The sequence below is a fragment of the Pseudoxanthomonas sp. SGT-18 genome, assembly GCF_003931645.1.
Taxonomy (GTDB): domain Bacteria; phylum Pseudomonadota; class Gammaproteobacteria; order Xanthomonadales; family Xanthomonadaceae; genus Pseudoxanthomonas.
This window is the reverse complement of the sequence record NZ_RRYJ01000002.1, coordinates 236,306-253,592: the sequence shown is the minus strand read 5'-3', so window position 1 is coordinate 253,592 and position 17,287 is coordinate 236,306. Positions and strand designations below refer to the sequence as shown.

The following is a 17,287-nucleotide window of genomic DNA, read 5'->3' as shown; positions in this document are numbered from 1 at the left end:
ATGCTCCGCGGTGGACTGCGGCGCATCCTCGGCGACGTGCGTGGCGGAGCGATGGGGCGTGTTTGAAGCCAGGGTGAAGTCGGCGCCGGCCTAGCCGCGCGGCAGGGCCAGGCCGGCCTCGGCGCCGCCGCCGGCGCGGTTGCCCAGCCAGGCCCTGCCGCCGTGCAGGCGCGCGACCTCGCGCACGAACGGCAGGCCCAGGCCGGAACTGCGCGGCTGGCCATCGGGCCGCGGCAGGGAATAGAAGCGCTCGAACACCCGCTCCAGGGCGTAGTCCGGCACGCCCGGTCCGCGGTCGAGCACGCGCAGCACCGCCTGGCCGCCCTCCTCCGCCAGCGCCAGCACCAGCATGCTGCCGCGCGGAGCGAAGGCCAGGGCGTTGTCCAGCAGGTTGCCCAGCGCCTGGCGCAGCAGGAAGGGATCGCCGGCGACGCGCGGCGGCTGCGCTGGCAGTTCCAGGCACAGGTCCACGCCCGCCGCGGCCAGGCGCGGCTCGCCCGCCGCCGCGACCGCGGCGGCCAGCTCCGCCAGGTCCACCGGCTCGCGCCGCTGCAGCCAGCCATGCTGCTCGACCTCGGCCAGGGCCAGCAGCTTGTCGATGGTCTCGGTCAGCCGCCCCTGCTGCTGCAGGATGTTGCGGGCAAAGCGCTGGCGCTCGGCCTCCGGCAGCGGTTCCTGCAGCAGCTCGGCAGCGCCGCGGATCGCCGCCAGCGGGCTCTTCATCTCGTGGGTCAGCGACTGCACGTACTGCTCCACGTAGGCCTTGCCCTCCAGCTTGCGGCGCATGTCCTCCAGCGCCCGCGCCAGGTCGCCGAGCTCGTCGCGGCCCGGTGGCGGTGGTGCGGCCGGCTCGCCGGCGGCCACCGCGCGCGCATAGCGGGCCAGGCGGCCGATGCGGCGCGACAGCCAGGCGGTGACCAGCACCGCGACCAGCGCCGACAGCCCGACCAGCCATGCCCCCTGGTGCAGCATGCGCCGCTGCCCGGCCTCGATGAACGGCTCCAGGCTGCGGTTCGGGCGGGCCACGGTCAGCACGCCGATCAGCCGTCCCGGATCGTCGGGGTCGTGCACCGGCGCGGCCACGTGCATCACCGTGTGGGCGTGGTCGCCGGGCGCCTCGGGGCTGGAGCGCGCGCCGTACTCGCCGCGCAGGGTGCGGTAGACGTCGTTCCAGCGCGAGTTGTCGCGGCCCAGGTCGCGCCCGCGCGAGTCGTACACGACGATGCCGCGGGCATCGGTCACGGTCACCCGCAGGTCGATGCCGCGCTTGGGCACGTCCCAGATGCGCGCGCCCGGGTCGCGCCTGGCCGCCTCGGCCAGCTGCCGGGCGAAGTCGCCCTCGGCGATGCGCCCGGCCTTGAGGTCGGCGGCGGCCATCACCGCCAGCGCGTTGGCGGTGTCGACCAGGGTGGATTCCATGGCCTGGCGCACGCCGGGCTTGACCTCGTCCACGAACACCCGCAGCACGAAGAACGCGGCCAGGCCCACGATCAGGAAGAAGCCGAGGAACAGGCGCAGGCCCAGGCGCATTCAGGCCTCGATCGCGTAGCCGAGGCCGCGGTGGGTGCGGATCGGGTCCGGCTCCACGCCGGCGGCGCGCAGCTTGGCGCGCAGGGTCTTGACATGGGTGTCCACGGTGCGGTCGCCGCTGGCGGCGGCGCTGTCCCAGGCCCGGTCCATCAGCTGGGCGCGGCTGAGGATGGCGCCGGGACGCTGCAGCAGGGCCTCCAGCAGGGCGTATTCGTAGCGGGTCAGGTCCAGCGGCCGGCCGCGGTAGTGGATGCGGTGCCCGGCGCGGTCCACGGCGAAGTCGCCGCGTTCCAGCCAGGCTGCGTCCGCGCCCGCGGCGGGGTGCCGGCGCAGGCGCGCGCGCACCCGCGCCACCATCTCCCGCGGCGAGAACGGCTTGGCCACGTAGTCGTCGCCGCCCAGTTCCAGGCCCAGCACCCGGTCGATCTCCTCGCCACGCGCGGTGAGGAAGATCACCGGCACGCCGCTGAACGCGCGCACCTGGCGGCACACATCGAAGCCGCCGATGTCCGGCAGGCCCACGTCCAGCACCAGCACGTCGACCCCGCCGGCGCGCACCCGCTCCACCGCCTGCCCCCCGAGCAGGCAGTGCTCGGCCTGCAGGCCCTCGCTGCGCAGGGCATAGAGCAGCGTGTCGGCGATCGCCGGTTCGTCGTCGACGATGAGGATCAGCGGCGCGGATGGCATCGGCCAAGCATAGTCGCGCCCCATGGCGGCGGCTATGCTGCGCGCATGAATTACCGCCACGCCTTCCATGCCGGCAACCATGCCGACGTGCTCAAGCACGTCGTCCTGCTGGCGCACCTGGACGCCCTGCTGCGCAAGGACGGTCCGTTCTTCGTGCTCGACACGCATGCCGGCCGCGGCCGCTACCTGCTGCAGGGCGAGGCCGCCGGCCGCACCGGCGAGGCGGCCGGCGGCATCCTCGCCCTGGCCGGGCGCGGCGAAGCGCCGCCGGCGGTCGAGCGCTACCTGCGCGCGGTGGCGGCGATCAACCCGGTCGACGCCCTGCTCGCCTACCCCGGCTCGCCGCTGCTGGCCGCGCAGGCCATGCGCGAACAGGACCGCCTGGCCGCCTGCGAACTGCAGCCGGAGGAAGCAGCGGAACTGAAGGCGCTGTTCGCCCACGACAGGCGCGTGGCGGTGCACGCGCGCGACGGCTACGACGCGGTGCGCGCCCTGCTGCCGCCGCGGGTGGACGGAGTGCGCTACGCGCGCGGACTGGTGCTGGTCGACCCGCCGTACGAGGCCCAGGAAGCCGAATACCCGAAGGTGGTGGCGGCGGTACGCGAGGTCCTGCAGCGCTGGCCGCAGGCGGGCGTGGCGATCTGGTACCCGGTCAAGCAGCGGCGCTCGCTGCAGCCGTTCTTCCGCAAGCTGGCCGGGCTGCCGGCGCGCTCGGTGCTGCTGGCCGAGCTGCTGGTGCGCCCGGACGACTCGCCGCTGCGCCTCAACGGCAGCGGCATGGCGCTCATCAACCCGCCGTGGAAGCTGGACGAGGCCATCGCCCCGGCCCTGCCGTTCCTGCAGCGCCACCTTGGCGAGGCCGGCGCCTCGACCAGGCTGGAGTGGCTCCGGCGCGACGAGGGCTGAGCGCGCTCAGGCGGCCGGGCGGTCCTCGCCCTCCGGTTCGAAGAAGCTCCAGCGCACCACCGGGAACCGCGCCTTGAGCGCGCGCTCGACGGTGTCGATGTCCTCGAGCATGGCCGGGCCATCGTGGGAACGGCGCATGCGCGCATGGGTGGAGACCAGCACGTCGTGGCCCTGCTGCAGGGTGATCACGTGCAGCACCTCGGCGATCTCCGGGCGCGCCGCCAGGAACTCGGCGACCTGCGCCTGCAGGAAGGGATCGACGCTCTGCCCGATCAGCATGGCCTTGACCTCGATCGCCACCAGCACCGCGACCACGATCAGCAGCAGGCCGATGGCGATGGTGCCCAGCGCGTCCCACAGCGGGTTGCCGGTGAGCACCGCCAGGCCAACCGCCACCAGGGCCAGGACCAGGCCGGTCAGCGCCGCCAGGTCCTCGCCGAAGATCACCACGAGTTCGGCCTGGCGGCTCTCGCGGAACCAGCCCCACAGCGAGCGGCCGCCGCGCGCCTTGTCCACCTCGCGCAGGCAGGCGCGCATGGAAATGCCCTCGGCGACGATGGCGAACACCAGCACCCCGGCGGCCCACCACCACTGCTCCAGCGGCTCGGGATGCTGCAGCTTGTGCACGCCCTCGTACACCGAGAACATGCCGCCGACGCTGAACAGCATCACCGCCACCAGGAAGGACCAGAAGTAGATGGCGCGCCCGTAGCCCAGCGGGTACTCCGGGCTCACCGGACGCTTCGACTGGCGCAGCCCCAGCAGCAGCAGGAGCTGGTTGCCGCAGTCGGCGAAGGAGTGCACGGTCTCGGCGAGCATCGCCCCGGAGCCGGTGACGAAGGCGGCCACGCCCTTGGCCAGCGCGATCGCCAGGTTGGCGCCCAGCGCGAAGAAGATCGCGCGCGTGGAATCTCCATTGCCGGCCATGCCTGTCCTCCGTCGCGGGGCCGGCGGAGTCTAGCAAGGCCCCCCCGGCTCCCCGCGTGCAGCCCGATGTGGGAATATCGGACCCATGCCACGCAACCGGCTTCCCCCCTGGCACGAGGAATTCGTGCTGCCCAACCGCAGGGCCATCCTGATCCGTCCGATCCGCCCGGAAGACGCCGCGCCGCTGCACGCCGCGTTCGGGCTGCTGGGGCCGGAGGAGATCCGGGTCCGCTTCGCCGGCGGCGAAGGCGGGCTGGACCTGGACGAGGCCGGCCGCCTGGCCCGCCCCGATCCACGCCAGGAGCTGCTGCTGGTCGGCGCCGAGCCCTACCCGCCCGGCGAGGCGATGATCGCCGGGCTCGGCCGCGCGCGCCGGGTGCCCGGCACCCGCCAGGCCGAATGCACGATCCTGCTGGCCCGCTACGTGGCCGGCCTGGGCCTGGGCCGGCACCTGCTGCAGAAGCTGGTGAAGTGGGGCCGCGGCCGCGCCGTTGACCGCCTGTTCGGCGACATTCCCGCAAGCAACGTGCCGATGCTGGAGCTGGCGGAATCGCTGGGCTTCCGCCCGGAGCCGGAGGCGCAAGTCCCGGCCGGGCTGGTGCGGGTGGTGCTGGACCTGGCGCGCCGCTGAGCGCCGCGCGCGGACGCACCCGGTCGGGTGCGCACGGGCCGCCCGCGCCCGCCCGGTACAATGGACGGCTCATGTCGTCGTCGAACCGAGCCGTGTCTCCCATTCCCCCGCTTCCCCGGCGTGGCCAGGCCCGCGCCTGGTGGAACGCGCCTGCCTCGCCCTCCGCGCTGGCCTGGCACCTGGTGCGCGCCGCCCGCGCCCATCCCGGTCCGCTGCTGTTCGTGGCCCGCGACACCCTGTCCGCGCACCAGGTCGAGGCCGACCTGCTGACCCTGCTGGGCGCCGGGGCCGACCTGCCGGTGGTGCCGTTCCCGGACTGGGAGACCCTGCCCTACGACCGTTTCAGCCCGCATCCGGACATCATCAGCCAGCGCCTGGCCGCGCTGCAGCGCCTGCCGCGGCTGGAGCGCGGGATCGTGGTGGTGCCGGTGCAGACCCTGCTGCAGCGGCTGCCGCCGCTGCGCTACATCGCCGGCAGCAGCTTCGACCTGAAGACCGGCCAGCGCCTGGACCTGGACGCGGAGAAGCGCCGGCTGGAATCGGCCGGCTACCGCAACGTGCCGCAGGTGCTGGACCCGGGCGACTTCGCCGTGCGCGGCGGCCTGCTCGACGTTTACCCGATGGGCGCCGAGGCGCCGCTGCGGATCGAGCTGCTGGACGACGAGATCGACTCGATCCGCCGCTTCGACCCGGAGAGTCAGCGCTCGCTGGAGAAGATCGAGGCGGTGCACATGCTGCCCGGGCGCGAGACGCCGATGGACGAGGCCAGCCTGGCGCGGGTGATGGACGCCCTGCGCGAGCGCTTCGACGTCGATACCCGGCGCAGCGCGCTGTACCAGGACCTCAAGGCCGGCATTGCCCCGGCTGGCATCGAGTACTACCTGCCGCTGTTCTTCGCCCCCAGCCGCGATGGTTCCGGATCGACCGCGACGCTGTTCGACTACCTGCCGGTGAGCGTGCTGCCGGTGCTGGCCGACGGCGCCAGCGCCTGCGCCGACGCGTTCTGGCAGCAGGCCGGCAACCGCTACGAGCAGCGCCGGCACGACGTCGAGCACCCGGTGCTGCCGCCGGCCGAGCTGTACCTGCCGCCGGACGCGCTGCGCGAGCAGCTCAACCGCGGCATCCGCATCGAGGTGTGCGGCCCGCAACACACCCACGCCGCCGACGCCGCCGCCCTCGGCGACCAGCCGGCGCCGGCGCTGCCGATCGCCGGGCCCGACCAGCCGCGCGCCGGCGAGGCCCTGCGCAGCTTCCTGTCCAGCTACCCGGGCCGGGTGCTGGTGGCCGCCGACTCGCCCGGCCGCCGCGAGGCCCTGCTGGAAGTGCTGCAGGCCGCCGGGCTGCAGCCGAAGACCGTGGCCGGCTTCCCCGCCTTCCTCGAGGGCGACGAGCGCTTCGCCCTGGCGGTGGCGCCGCTGGAAGACGGCTTCGCCCTGGACGAGCCACGGCTGGTGGTGCTCACCGAGCGCCAGCTGTTCCCCGAGCGCGCCACCCAGCCGCGGCGCGCGCGCCGCGCCGGGCGCGAGCCGGAGGCGATCATCCGCGACCTGGGCGAGCTGAGCGAGGGCGCGCCCATCGTCCACGAGGACCACGGCGTCGGCCGTTACCGCGGCCTGGTGGCGATGGACATCGGTGGCATGCCCGGCGAGTTCCTGGACATCGAGTACGCCAAGGGCGACCGCCTGTACGTGCCGGTCACCCAGCTGCACCTGGTCAGCCGCTACTCCGGCGCCTCGCCGGAGACCGCACCGCTGCACTCGCTGGGCGGCGAGCAGTGGACCCGGGCCAAGCGCAAGGCCCAGGAGAAGGTCCGCGACGTGGCCGCCGAGCTGCTGGAGATCCAGGCCCGGCGCAAGGCCCGCGCCGGCCTGGCGCTGGACATCGACCGCGCCATGTACGAGGGCTTCGCCGCCGGCTTCCCGTTCGAGGAGACCCCGGACCAGCACGCGGCGATCGAGGCGGTGCTGCGCGACCTGCAGTCCAGCCAGCCGATGGACCGCGTGGTCTGCGGCGACGTGGGCTTCGGCAAGACCGAGGTCGCGGTGCGCGCGGCCTTCGCCGCGGCCAGCGCCGGGCGCCAGGTGGCGGTGCTGGTGCCCACCACCCTGCTGGCCGAGCAGCACTACCGCAACTTCCGCGACCGCTTCGCCGACTGGCCGCTCAAGGTCGAGGTGCTGTCGCGCTTCAAGTCGAAGAAGGAAATCGAGGCGGAGCTGGAGAAGGTCGCGCGCGGCGAGATCGACGTGATCGTCGGCACCCACCGCCTGCTGCAGCCGGACGTGAAGTTCAGGGACCTGGGCCTGGTCATCGTCGACGAGGAACAGCGCTTCGGCGTGCGCCAGAAGGAGGCGCTGAAGGCGTTGCGCGCCAACGTGCACCTGCTGACCCTGACCGCCACCCCGATCCCGCGCACGCTCAACATGGCCATGGCGGGGCTGCGCGACCTCAGCATCATCGCTACCCCGCCGCCGAACCGGCTGGCGGTGCAGACCTTCGTCGTGCCCTGGGACGACAACCAGCTGCGCGAGGCGTTCCAGCGCGAGCTGTCGCGCGGCGGCCAGCTGTACTTCCTGCACAACGACGTCGAAAGCATCGGCCGCATGCAGCGCCAGCTGCAGGAACTGGTGCCGGAGGCGCGCATCGGCGTGGCCCACGGGCAGATGCCCGAGCGCGAGCTGGAGCGGGTGATGCTCGACTTCCAGAAGCAGCGCTTCAACGTGCTGCTGGCGACCACGATCATCGAGTCGGGCATCGACATCCCCAACGCCAACACCATCATCATCAACCGCGCCGACCGCTTCGGCCTGGCCCAGCTGCACCAGCTGCGCGGCCGCGTCGGCCGCTCGCACCACCGCGCCTATGCCTACCTGCTGGTGCCGCCGGACCGCCGCGCCATGACCCCGGACGCGGAGAAGCGGCTGGAGGCGATCGCCTCGATGGACGAGCTGGGCGCCGGCTTCACCCTGGCCACCCACGACCTGGAGATCCGCGGCGCTGGCGAGCTGCTGGGCGAGGACCAGAGCGGGCAGATGGCCGAGGTCGGCTTCAGCCTGTACACCGAGCTGCTGGAGCGGGCCGTGCGCAGCATCCGCCAGGGCAAGCTGCCGGACCTGGACGCCGGCGAGGAAACCCGCGGCGCCGAGGTCGTGCTCAACGTGCCGGCGCTGATCCCGGAGGACTACCTGCCGGACGTGCACACCCGCCTGACCCTGTACAAGCGCATTTCCAGCGCCGGCGACGGCGAGGCCCTGCGCGAACTGCAGGTGGAGATGATCGACCGCTTCGGCCTGCTGCCGGAGGCGGTCAAGAACATGTTCGCCATCGCCGAGCTGAAGCGGCAGTGCGACGCCCTGGGCATCCGCAAGCTGGAGCTGGGCGAGAACGGCGGCCGCATCGTGTTCGAGGCCAAGCCGAAGGTCGATCCGATGTCGGTGATCCGCATGATCCAGCAGCAGCCGAAGCTGTACGCGATGGACGGCCCGGACAAGCTCAAGGTGCGGCTGCCGCTGCCGGAACCCGCCGACCGCTTCAACGCCGCGCGCGGACTGCTCACCGCCCTTTCCCCCAGCTGAGCGCCCGCCACCGCTCCTCCCCCGCCCCCACATGCCCGACCCCATCCCCGCGCCGGCGCTGCCGCTTGGCCGCGCCAGCGCTTCGCTCCGTGCGCTGGCCCTGGCCCTCGAGCAGCGCGACGCCTACACCGACGGCCACTGCGACCGCGTCTGCCGCCTGGCGGCGCTGCTTGGCCAGCGCTTCGACCTGGACCGCGAGCGCCTGGCCCACCTGGCCCTGGCCGCGCGCTTCCACGACATCGGCAAGATCGGCGTGCGCGACGACGTGCTGCTGTATCCGGGCCGGCTCGACGCGGCGCGGCGGCAACGCATGCGCCTGCATCCGGAACTGGGCGAGCGCCTGTTCCGCGCCACCGAGCGCGACGACGCCGCGCAGGTGGCGCACCTGATCCGCCACCACCACGAGGCCTACGACGGCAGCGGCTATCCGGACGGCCTGGCCGGCGAGGCGATCCCGCTGGAGGCGCGGATCCTGGCCGCGGCCGACGGCTACGACGCGATGACGTCCGACCGCCCGTACCGGCCGGCCCTGCCGGCGCGCGCGGCGCTGGAAGCGCTGGCCGCCGAGCGTGGCCGGCGCATCGACCCGGAGGTCTACCGCCAGCTCGAGGCGGTGCTGCGCCGCGATCCGGACGCCTGAGGCGCCGGCCTCAGAGCTGCGATTCCACCGGCAGCCAGCCGATCACGCGCGCGGCGGCGCGTTGCCAGGCCTTTGCCTCCGGCTCGCGTTCCCAGGTGGCCGGCGGCTGCGCCGCGTCGTCGTGCCAGCGCAGGCGGCCGTCCTCCAGGGCCAGGCGGTAGGCGGTCTGCGCCGAGGTCTTCTTCGCGTACAGCGCCTCCAGCTCGGCCGCCGCGCCGGGATGGTCGAACATCAGCCCCATCTCGGTGTTGAGCTTGATCGAGCGCGGGTCGAGGTTGAACGAGCCGATGAAGCCGTGGCTGCCGTCGACCACGTAGGCCTTGGTGTGCAGGCTGGCGCCGCTGGAGCCGAACAGGCTGGTGTCGACCGCGCCATGCGGCTTGAGCTCATACAGCGCGATCCCGGCGCGCAGCAACGGCACCCGGTAGCCGGCGTAGCCGCCGTGCACCGCCAGCACGTCGTTGGCCGCCAGCGAGTTGGTGAGGATGCTCACCTCCACCCCGCGCCCGCGCATGCCGGAAAGCCACTCCAGGCCGGCGTGGCCCGGGACGAAGTACGGCGAGATCAGCTTCAGCTCGCGGCGCGCGGTGCTCACCCGCGCGACCAGCACCGGGGTCATCCAGTCCGGCCGTTGCGGCGCGCCTTCGGCCTTCTGCGGCGGATCGGAGACGATCATGGCGTTGTCGGTCCAGTGCATCGACTGGCGCTGGAGCAGTTCGCGCACCCGGTCGGAGGTGCGCAGGCGTTCCAGGTACGGGCCGGCACGGTCGGACTCCAGGCCCGCGTCGAGGCTGGCGCGCACCTTGTCCAGCGCATCCGGCGCGACCTCCACCAGCGCCGCCAGCGGGATCGCGCTGGCGCTGTTCCAGAAGGCGTCGAACACCTCCTCGGCCTGGCAGGCGGCGACGCCGATCACGGCCACGTCGGTATCCATGAAGTTCACGTCGGCGGCGGCGTCGAAGTATTCGTCGCCGATGTTGCGCCCGCCCACCACCGCGATGCGGCCGTCGGCCAGCCAGATCTTGTTGTGCATGCGCCGGTTGAGGCTGACGAAGCGCAGCAGCAGCTCCACGCCGCGCGCCAGCGTGCCCTCGCGGGCCCGGGTCGGGTTGAACAGCCGGACCTCGATCAGGGGGTGGCTGTCCAGCGCCGCCAGCACCGAGTGGCTGCCATGCACGTTCATGTCGTCCAGCAGCAGGCGCACGCGCACCCCGCGGTCGGCCGCGCGCAGCACTTCGTTGTGCAGCATGTTGCCGGTGAAGTCGTCGTGCCAGATGTAGTACTGCAGGTCCAGGCTGCGCCCGGCCGAACGCGCGGTCATCGCGCGCACGGCAAAGGCGTCGAGGTTGTCGCCCAGGATCACCATGCCGGTCTGGCCCGGGCGCGCATCGGTGAGCGGCACCACCGCGCGGTCGATCGCGGTCTGCGCGTCGGCCAGCGGCAGGGCCATGACCACCTCGCCGCGCGCGCGCTCGGCGAAGCGGCCGTAGGCGTACAGCGACAGCAGCGAGGCCATGGCGAACACGGCCAGGCCGAGCGCGAGCCACTTGAGGACCTTCTTCGCCTTCGCCTTCATCGCGCCCTCGCCGGTGTGGATCGGCGGATTGTAGGCACGGACCCGCGAGGACGCCGCATGCGGGCGCGCCGCCGTGTCCGGCCTACTCGGCCAGCAGCCGATGCAGCGGCGCGGTCGCCTCCTGGCCTGCCTCGTCCTCGATCCAGGCAGCCACCGCCGCCACTTCCGGGCGCAACTCGGCCTCGGCCTGCAGCAGCCAGTAGCCATGCCCGGAAGACGCCGGCGCCGGCAGCTGGTCCAGCACCACCAGCCGCCCCTCCTCCAGCAAGGGCCGCACCAGTTCGCGCCGGCCCAGGGCGATGCCCTGCCCGGCCAGCGCGGCCTGGATCACCAGGTCGTACTGGTTGAAGTGCAGGATCGCGCGCGGGCGTGCCTGGCCCCAGCCGATGGAGGCCAGCCAGGGCAGCCACTGGATCCAGGGATAGCCGGGCTTCTCGAACTCCAGCAGGGTCAGCCCGGCCAGCGCTTCCGGGCCCTCCAGCGCGCCCACTCGCAGCGCCGGACTGGCGACCGGGACCACGGTCTCATGGAACAGCAGGCGTGCCCCGGGCGGCGCGCGTTCGGCGCTGGTGTAGCGGATCGCCAGGTCGACCCCGTCGTTGCGCAGGTCGACCACGCGGTTGTGCGCCGACACCCGCACGTCCACGCCGGGATGCCGGGCCTGGAACCGGCTCAGGCGCGGCAGCAGCCACAGCCCGGTGAAGCCGATGGTGGCGCTGACCGTGACCGGCCGGCTGCGGGCGCGCTCGCGCACCGCGCCCAGCGCGTCCTGCAGCTGCTGCAGGGCGGCGTCGGCGCTGCGGAACAGGCGTTCCCCCTCGGCGGTGAAGGCCAGCGAGCGATGGCCGCGGCGGAACAGCCGGGTCCCCAGCTGCTCCTCCAGCGCCTGCACCTGGCGGCTGACCGCCGACTGGGTCAGGCACAGTTCGCGCGCGGCATCGGTGATGCTCAGCCGCCGTCCGACGGCGACGAAGCCGCGCAGCAGGTCCAGCGAAGGCAAACGGTGCAGGTCCACTCGCATTCCTCCAGCGCATGCGTGCAGTCCGAAATCTCGTTTGAGCCAGACGCTCCGACCACGGTTAATGGCGGAAACCGCAGCTTACACGGATCGCCGCCATGACTTCCCGCATCCCCGAGGATTCCATGACCGCATGCGAACCCGGGCCCGGCCGGGCCCGGGTGTGGATGGTGGTGGCGGCGGCCGGCGTGGTGATGGGCCTGGCCCTGGGCCTGCGCCACGTGCAGGGCCTGTTCCTGTTGCCGGTCACCGGGACCCGCGGCTGGTCGCGGGAACTGTTCGCCCTGGCCCTTGCAGTGCAGAACCTGGTCTGGGGCCTGGCCCAGCCGCTGGCGGGCATGGTCGCCGACCGCCACGGCTCCGGGCGCGTCGTCGCCAGCGGCGTGGTGCTGTACGTGCTCGGGCTGTACGGCATGACCCGCGCCACCAGCGCCGCCGGGTTCGTGCTGGCGGCGGGCGTGGTCACCGGCCTGGCCCTGGCCGGGACCGCGTTCGGCGTGGTCTATGCCGCGGTCAGCCGCCAGGTGCCCGGCGAGCGCCGGGCCTGGGCGGTGGGCATGGCCGGCGCGTTGGGCGGACTGGGCCAGTTCCTGCTGGTGCCGGCGACGCAGGGGCTGATCGAAGGCCTGGGCTGGCAGGGCGCGCTGCTGGCCGGTGCCGCGGCGTTCGCCCTGGTGCTGCCGCTGGCGCGGGTGCTGCGCGAACCGCGCCCGGCCGCCGGTGCGCAGTCCGCTCCCCCGCAGGCGCTGGGCGAAGCCCTGCGCGAGGCCTGCGGCCATCGCGGCTTCTGGCTGCTCAACCTGGGCTTCCTCGCCTGCGGCTTCCAGCTGGCCTTCATCGCCAACCACCTGCCCGCCTACCTGGCCGACCGCGGCCTGGCGCCGGAGGCGGCGGTGGCCGCGCTGGCCACGATCGCGCTGGCGAACGTGGCCGGGATCTACGCCTGCGGCGTGCTCGGCGGCCGCTACCGGCCCAAGTACCTGCTCGCCGGGATCTACCTGGCGCGCAGTGTCGCCATCGCCCTGTTCGTGCTGCTGCCGCCGGGGCCGTGGACGCTCTACCCCTTCGCCGCGGTCATGGGCCTGATGTGGCTGGGCACGGTACCACTGACCAACGGCGTGCTGTCCGGGGTGTTCGGGCTGCGCTACCTCGGCACCCTGTTCGGCCTGGTGTTCATCGGCCACCAGCTGGGCTCGTTCCTGGGCGTGTGGATGGGCGGGCGCGTGTTCGAGGCGACCGGTTCCTACGTCCTGGTGTGGCTGCTGGCCATCGCCCTGGGCGTGCTCGCCGCCGCCCTGCACTGGCCGATCGACGACCGCCCGCTGCTCCGCTCCCCCGCGCCGGCCGCCGCATGAGCCGCCTCCGCGCCGCCGTCGCGCTGCTGGCCGCCGCGGTGGCGTGCGTGCTGCTGTTCGCGGCCTGGCTGCACCCGCGCGTGGTCGCCGCCTGGCTGGGCGCCTGGACCACGGCGCTGTGCGGATGACCCCAACCCCGCTCCATGGAGTTCCGATGCGCATCCACTACGACAACGAACAGCATGCCGCCGACTTCATCCGCCTCAACGAAGCCTGGATCGGCGAGTACTTCCGGCTCGAGGAAGCCGACCGCGCGCTGGCACGCGACCCGATGCGGATCGTGCGCGAGGGCGGCTCGATCCTGACCCTCAGCAACCGCGGCGAGGTCATCGGTGCTTGCGCGCTGCTGCGCGAGGAGGACGGGGTGATGCAGCTGGCGCGCATGGCCGTGGCCGCCGGCGAACGCGGCAAGGGCTGGGGCCGGATCCTGCTGGCCACGGCGCTGCAGCGGGCGCGCCAGCTGGGCGCCAGGCGCGTGCGCCTGTTTTCGAACACGCGCCTGGGGGCCGCCATCCACCTCTACGAGGTCTTCGGCTTCCGCGCGGTGCACCGCGGCCCGCACCCCCGGTACGCCCGCTGCAACATCGTGATGGAATGCGAGCTGCCGCCGGTCGAGGCAGGCGGCACGCCATCCACGGATCCGGCCCCGGAGGTCGAGGCATGAGCCCTTCCCACACGCGTCCGGTGGCGATCGTCACCGGCGGCAGCCGCGGCATCGGCCGCTGCATCGTCGAACGGCTGCATGCCGGCGGCCATGCGGTGCTGTTCACCCATTCGTCCCCGGATGCGGAAGCGGCCGCGCTGCAGGCGGCGCTGGATCCGTCCGCGCGCAGCTGCCGGGCGCTGCGCCTGGACGTCACCGCCGCCGATGCCGCGCCCCGGCTGTTCGATGCCGCCGAGGCACTGGGACCGGTGGCCGCGCTGGTCAACAACGCCGGCGTGACCGGGCGGCTGGGCCCGATCGAGGCGCTGGACGACGCCGACCTGGAACGCATCCTCGCGGTGAACCTGGCCGCGCCGGTGCGCCTGTGCCGCGAGGCCGCGCGGCGCTGGCGCGGGCGCCAGGCACGCTCGGACATCGTCAACATCAGCTCGGTGGCCGCGCGCACCGGCTCCCCCGGCGAATACGTGGCCTATGCCGCCTCCAAGGCCGCGCTGGAAGCGCTCACCGTGGGCCTGGCGCGCGAACTGGCGCCACACCGCATCCACGTCAACGCGGTGGCACCGGGCACCATCGACACCACCATCCACGCGCGCGCCGGCGAACCCGGGCGCGCGGCGCGGGTCGCCGCGCGCATCCCGATGCAGCGTCCCGGCCAGCCGGAGGAAGTCGCCGCGGCGGTGGCCTGGCTGCTGTCCGCGCAGGCGTCCTACGTGACCGGCAGCGTGCTTGCGGTCACCGGCGGCCTGTAGCGCCGGCCCGCCGTTCCGCAACGGAAATATGGCGCCCGGCGCACGTGGGCGCCGGGCGGACATATGCTGCCCCGGCATCCCGCGCAAGGAGCACCGTCATGCCGCTGGTGACCGCCACCGTCCGCAAGCCCAAGAGCGCGGAATTCAAGACCCGCCTGCTCGATGCCGTGCACGCCGCCCTGGTCGCCTCCGGGGTACCGGAGACCGACCGTTTCCAGCGCGTGATCGAGCTGGACGCGGCGGACTTCCGCTACGACCCCAGCTATCCGGACCTGTCCTCGCCACGCGGCGAGGACTTCGTCCTGATAGAGATCCTGTGGTCGGTGGGCCGCAGCGTGAAAGTTAAGAAACGGTTGCTGGCCGACCTGATGGAACGGCTGGCCGCCCAGGGCCTGGATCCGGAGCACGTGATGGTGTGCTTCAAGGAAACCACCTGGGAGAACTGGTCCTTCGCCGGCGGCCGCCTGATCCACGCCTGACCGGCCGCGGGCCGCGGTAGCATCCGCAGGCCCACCCGCGCACCGGAGCCCCCATGCAGATCCGCAGTGCCACGCCCGAGGACGCCGCGGCCATCGCCGCGATCTACAACCCCTACGTCGCCGGCACCTGCATCACCTTCGAGACCGAGCCGGTAGCGACCGCGGAGATGGCCGCGCGCATCTCCGAAACCCTCGATGGCGGCCTGCCATGGCTGGTCGCGGAGGAAGCCGGCACGATCCTCGGCTACGCCCATGCATCGCGCTGGAAGGGGCGTTGCGCGTACCGCTACTCGGTCGAGACGACGGTCTACCTCGACCAGGCCCGCACCGGCCGCGGCATCGGCAAGGCGCTCTACTCGCCCCTGCTTGACGGGCTGCGCAAGGCCGGGCTGCATGCCGCCATCGGCGGCATCGCCCTGCCCAACGAGGCCAGCGTCGCCCTGCACGAACGGCTCGGGTTCCAGAACGTGGCCCGTTTCCGCGAGGTCGGCTTCAAGCAGGACCGCTGGATCGACGTCGGCTACTGGCAGCTGATGCTGCAGGGGTCCTGACCGCCACGCCGATCCACGGCGCCAGCCAGCGCAACCAGCGCGGACGCCAGGCCAGGGCGAACGCCACCGCCAGCGCCGCACCGGCCAGGGCCATCACCCAGACCAGTACCGCTATGCTGGCGTGGTCGGCGGCCAGGGCCAGCAGGAGGCCGACGACGAGCGCCGTGCCGCCAAGCACCCGCAGCAGGCGCGCAGCGCCCGGCGCCAGCGCCCTGCCCCAGGCCTGGCGCGCATGCACGTCCATTGCCAGCGCCAGCCAGCCCATGCCGGCCACGCAGGCCAGCAGGGTCGCGGCATGCAGGAGGGCATCAGGCATGCACCGCCTCCCCCTGCCCGGCCGCAGTCTCACGCAGCGCGGCTGCGGCCGCGGCGGCGCGGGCCTTTCGCCCCAGCCGGACCGCGACGGAACCGGCAATCATCGCGGCCGCCAGCAGCGACAGGTCCACGCCCGCCACCGGCCAGTACCCCTGGCCGAGGGTGCGCAGCAGGTGGTCGCCGGTGGTGATCCAGTTCAGCACCGGTGCGGCCACGGCCAGCAGCGCGATCGCCCAGGCCTGCTCGCGCCAGGCCGGATTGGGCAGTCCGCGCGCCACCGGCGCGCTGCGCCAGGCGGCATGCACCAGCGACGCCAGCCAGGTGCCCCAGAACGCCCACCGCTCCCAGTCGCCGCGCCCGGGCAGGTGCTCCGGCAACACACGGTTGGCCACCAGGATGCCCAGGGTCGCCAGGACCATGCCGGTCACCGCGGCCACCGCCAGTGCGTCGACGATGCGCGCCCCCTGGCTGCCGCGCGCGGCATGCTGGCGCTTGCGCTTCTCCACGAAGAACAGGAAGCCGGTGGCGATGCATGCCGCCCCGCTGAGTCCGCCCAGCACGTACAGCCAGCGCAGCAGCCAGTGGCGGAAATGCTGCAGGTGCAGGCCGGTGAGGAACTCCGCCACCCGCGCCGCCGGCGTGGCCGGCGGATCCTCGCGCAGCAGCTCTCCGGTATCGGCCTTGAAGTGGATGCCCTGCCCGACCAGGGCGATGCGGTCGGTGCCAGCGCGGTACACGCTGACGTAGCCGTTGGCATCGCCCACGTGCTGCAGCACCAGGAAACCGACATCGCCGGCCATGCCCCGCGCCTCCCAGCGTCGCTGCGCCTCGGCCACCATCGCATCCACGTTGGCCAGCCCCGCAGGCACGCCGGAACGGCCGTGCGGCAGGCCCAGTGCGGCGGCCTCGTGCTTCTCGTGCAACTCGTGCAGGTCGTGCAGCTGGGTGTGGCCAACCGGGAAGTAGTAGGTCGAAGCGAAGATCAGCAGTCCGGTGAAGGCGAAGAAGAAGTGGAACGGAAGCGCGACCACGCCGGTGAGGTTGTGCAGGTCCAGCACGCTGCGCAGGCGGGCACGGTCGGGACGGAAGGTGAAGAGTTCGCGGAACAGCCTGCGGTGCATGACCACGCCGCTGACCAGGGCCGCCAGCATCGCCATAGCGGCCAGGCCCACGATCCAGAAACCCAGGTTCTTCCAGTCCACGGTCAGGCTGTAGTGCATCGGGTAGAAGAACCCGCTGCCGATCTTCAGCTGGTCGTCCCGCAGCGCCGAGCCGTCACGCGGATCGATCGTGCCCAGCGCGTACAGCTGCTCGTCCGGGTCCCTGGCGCCAGGCACTTCCCAGCCGGCGTAGATCGCCAACACCGGATCGCGATGCGTGGTGTAGGCGCTCCAGTAGGCGATGCGGTCGAAGCGTTCCGGCATCGGCCCATCCACCCGCGGGCGCATCGCCTCGACCAGGGCCGGGTCCGGCTGCAGGCGCTCGAACGCCGGCCGCAGCACCCGTTCGAACGAGGGCATGGGCTGCGGCTCGAAGCGCGTGGCCGGCAGCGCCCAGCGGTCGATCTCGCGGTCGAACACCGACAGGGCGCCGAAGAAGAACGCGGCCATCAGCACGAAGCCGAGGACCAGGCCGAACCAGGTATGCAGCCATGCCATGGCCTGGCGGAAGTTCTGGAACATGCGTG

The 17,287-nt window shown here is 73.0% G+C and carries 17 protein-coding genes; 10 read left to right on the top strand and 7 right to left on the bottom strand.

Going from position 1 to position 17,287, the window contains the following annotated elements; translation table 11 throughout:
* Positions 1 to 90: 90 nt before the first annotated feature.
* Positions 91 to 1,530: a two-component system sensor histidine kinase CreC gene (gene creC / locus EIM47_RS04215; RefSeq protein ID WP_125076229.1), complete on the bottom strand. Its 1,440-nt coding sequence runs from the start codon at positions 1,528 to 1,530 to the stop codon at positions 91 to 93.
* On the bottom strand, positions 1,531 to 2,217 hold the full coding sequence (gene creB / locus EIM47_RS04210; protein ID WP_028914899.1) for a two-component system response regulator CreB: 687 nt from the start codon (positions 2,215 to 2,217) through the stop codon (positions 1,531 to 1,533).
* 45 nt (positions 2,218 to 2,262) lie between these two features.
* Between creB and rlmJ the strand changes: the two genes are divergently transcribed.
* Entirely contained in the window at positions 2,263 to 3,123 is an 861-nt protein-coding gene (gene rlmJ / locus EIM47_RS04205; RefSeq protein WP_037034459.1) for a 23S rRNA (adenine(2030)-N(6))-methyltransferase RlmJ, read from the top strand.
* Positions 3,124 to 3,129: 6 nt separating this feature from the next.
* On the opposite strand, the gene EIM47_RS04200 is transcribed toward rlmJ, so the two are convergent.
* A complete protein-coding gene (locus EIM47_RS04200; protein WP_028914735.1) occupies positions 3,130 to 4,050 on the bottom strand; it encodes a cation diffusion facilitator family transporter in 921 nt (306 codons plus the stop codon).
* Between the two features lie 85 nt (positions 4,051 to 4,135).
* Between EIM47_RS04200 and EIM47_RS04195 the strand changes: the two genes are divergently transcribed.
* The 3 genes from EIM47_RS04195 (at position 4,136) to EIM47_RS04185 (ending at position 8,893) form a co-directional block, all read left to right on the top strand.
* Complete coding sequence (locus EIM47_RS04195; RefSeq protein WP_026010494.1) at positions 4,136 to 4,681, top strand: GNAT family N-acetyltransferase; 546 nt, start codon at positions 4,136 to 4,138, stop codon at positions 4,679 to 4,681.
* Positions 4,682 to 4,752: 71 nt separating this feature from the next.
* Positions 4,753 to 8,253 (top strand): transcription-repair coupling factor, encoded by a 3,501-nt coding sequence (gene mfd, locus EIM47_RS04190; RefSeq protein ID WP_125076228.1) that lies wholly within the window; start codon positions 4,753 to 4,755, stop codon positions 8,251 to 8,253.
* Between the two features lie 31 nt (positions 8,254 to 8,284).
* Positions 8,285 to 8,893 (top strand): HD domain-containing phosphohydrolase, encoded by a 609-nt coding sequence (locus EIM47_RS04185; RefSeq protein ID WP_125076227.1) that lies wholly within the window; start codon positions 8,285 to 8,287, stop codon positions 8,891 to 8,893.
* 10 nt (positions 8,894 to 8,903) lie between these two features.
* Here EIM47_RS04185 and EIM47_RS04180 read toward each other — a convergent pair whose 3' ends face one another.
* Positions 8,904 to 10,469, bottom strand: a complete 1,566-nt coding sequence (locus tag EIM47_RS04180) for a phospholipase D family protein (protein WP_125076226.1) — start codon at positions 10,467 to 10,469, stop codon at positions 8,904 to 8,906.
* 82 nt (positions 10,470 to 10,551) lie between these two features.
* The gene (locus EIM47_RS04175; RefSeq protein ID WP_125076225.1) at positions 10,552 to 11,490 is read right to left on the bottom strand and encodes a LysR substrate-binding domain-containing protein; all 939 of its coding nucleotides are present in this window, start codon (positions 11,488 to 11,490) and stop codon (positions 10,552 to 10,554) included.
* 95 nt (positions 11,491 to 11,585) lie between these two features.
* On the opposite strand from EIM47_RS04175, the gene EIM47_RS04170 reads away from it, so the two are divergent.
* The 6 genes from EIM47_RS04170 to EIM47_RS04150 all read left to right on the top strand — a co-directional run bounded on the left by EIM47_RS04170 (position 11,586) and on the right by EIM47_RS04150 (position 15,285).
* Positions 11,586 to 12,842 carry an MFS transporter gene (locus EIM47_RS04170; RefSeq protein ID WP_233603080.1) on the top strand — a complete coding sequence of 419 codons (1,257 nt, stop codon included), beginning with the start codon at positions 11,586 to 11,588 and terminating at the stop codon, positions 12,840 to 12,842.
* A complete protein-coding gene (locus tag EIM47_RS16085) occupies positions 12,839 to 12,970 on the top strand; it encodes a hypothetical protein (protein WP_019398467.1) in 132 nt (43 codons plus the stop codon). Before EIM47_RS04170 ends, EIM47_RS16085 begins: the two co-directional genes overlap by 4 nt.
* A gap of 26 nt (positions 12,971 to 12,996) precedes the next feature.
* Complete coding sequence (locus EIM47_RS04165; protein WP_164514540.1) at positions 12,997 to 13,506, top strand: GNAT family N-acetyltransferase; 510 nt, start codon at positions 12,997 to 12,999, stop codon at positions 13,504 to 13,506.
* A complete protein-coding gene (locus tag EIM47_RS04160) occupies positions 13,503 to 14,255 on the top strand; it encodes an SDR family oxidoreductase (protein WP_019398465.1) in 753 nt (250 codons plus the stop codon). Before EIM47_RS04165 ends, EIM47_RS04160 begins: the two co-directional genes overlap by 4 nt.
* Before the next feature lie 98 nt (positions 14,256 to 14,353).
* Positions 14,354 to 14,734, top strand: coding sequence for a tautomerase family protein (locus EIM47_RS04155; protein WP_028914741.1), 381 nt, complete (start codon positions 14,354 to 14,356; stop codon positions 14,732 to 14,734).
* A 53-nt stretch (positions 14,735 to 14,787) separates the two neighbouring features.
* A complete protein-coding gene (locus EIM47_RS04150; protein ID WP_028914742.1) occupies positions 14,788 to 15,285 on the top strand; it encodes an arsinothricin resistance N-acetyltransferase ArsN1 family B in 498 nt (165 codons plus the stop codon).
* Here the strand turns inward: EIM47_RS04150 and EIM47_RS04145 are convergent.
* On the bottom strand, positions 15,227 to 15,601 hold the full coding sequence (locus EIM47_RS04145) for a DUF3325 domain-containing protein (RefSeq protein WP_125076223.1): 375 nt from the start codon (positions 15,599 to 15,601) through the stop codon (positions 15,227 to 15,229). The two genes, EIM47_RS04150 and EIM47_RS04145, sit on opposite strands and share 59 nt — an antisense overlap.
* Positions 15,594 to 17,282, bottom strand: a complete 1,689-nt coding sequence (locus EIM47_RS04140; RefSeq protein ID WP_125076222.1) for a PepSY-associated TM helix domain-containing protein — start codon at positions 17,280 to 17,282, stop codon at positions 15,594 to 15,596. The genes EIM47_RS04145 and EIM47_RS04140 overlap by 8 nt, the downstream gene beginning before the upstream one ends.
* Positions 17,283 to 17,287: the final 5 nt, after the last annotated feature.

Coding starts and splice junctions, on each gene's coding strand:
- EIM47_RS04185 (WP_125076227.1), top strand. CDS start 8,285: ATGCCCGACCCCATCCCCGCGCCGGCGCTGCCGCTTGGCCGCGCCAGC.
- EIM47_RS16085 (WP_019398467.1), top strand. CDS start 12,839: ATGAGCCGCCTCCGCGCCGCCGTCGCGCTGCTGGCCGCCGCGGTGGCG.
- EIM47_RS04150 (WP_028914742.1), top strand. CDS start 14,788: ATGCAGATCCGCAGTGCCACGCCCGAGGACGCCGCGGCCATCGCCGCG.
- creC (WP_125076229.1), bottom strand. CDS start 1,530: ATGCGCCTGGGCCTGCGCCTGTTCCTCGGCTTCTTCCTGATCGTGGGC.
- EIM47_RS04175 (WP_125076225.1), bottom strand. CDS start 11,490: ATGCGAGTGGACCTGCACCGTTTGCCTTCGCTGGACCTGCTGCGCGGC.
- EIM47_RS04155 (WP_028914741.1), top strand. CDS start 14,354: ATGCCGCTGGTGACCGCCACCGTCCGCAAGCCCAAGAGCGCGGAATTC.
- EIM47_RS04160 (WP_019398465.1), top strand. CDS start 13,503: ATGAGCCCTTCCCACACGCGTCCGGTGGCGATCGTCACCGGCGGCAGC.
- EIM47_RS04170 (WP_233603080.1), top strand. CDS start 11,586: ATGACTTCCCGCATCCCCGAGGATTCCATGACCGCATGCGAACCCGGG.
- EIM47_RS04140 (WP_125076222.1), bottom strand. CDS start 17,282: ATGTTCCAGAACTTCCGCCAGGCCATGGCATGGCTGCATACCTGGTTC.
- EIM47_RS04180 (WP_125076226.1), bottom strand. CDS start 10,469: ATGAAGGCGAAGGCGAAGAAGGTCCTCAAGTGGCTCGCGCTCGGCCTG.
- EIM47_RS04165 (WP_164514540.1), top strand. CDS start 12,997: ATGCGCATCCACTACGACAACGAACAGCATGCCGCCGACTTCATCCGC.
- mfd (WP_125076228.1), top strand. CDS start 4,753: ATGTCGTCGTCGAACCGAGCCGTGTCTCCCATTCCCCCGCTTCCCCGG.
- rlmJ (WP_037034459.1), top strand. CDS start 2,263: ATGAATTACCGCCACGCCTTCCATGCCGGCAACCATGCCGACGTGCTC.
- EIM47_RS04195 (WP_026010494.1), top strand. CDS start 4,136: ATGCCACGCAACCGGCTTCCCCCCTGGCACGAGGAATTCGTGCTGCCC.
- EIM47_RS04200 (WP_028914735.1), bottom strand. CDS start 4,050: ATGGCCGGCAATGGAGATTCCACGCGCGCGATCTTCTTCGCGCTGGGC.
- EIM47_RS04145 (WP_125076223.1), bottom strand. CDS start 15,601: ATGCCTGATGCCCTCCTGCATGCCGCGACCCTGCTGGCCTGCGTGGCC.
- creB (WP_028914899.1), bottom strand. CDS start 2,217: ATGCCATCCGCGCCGCTGATCCTCATCGTCGACGACGAACCGGCGATC.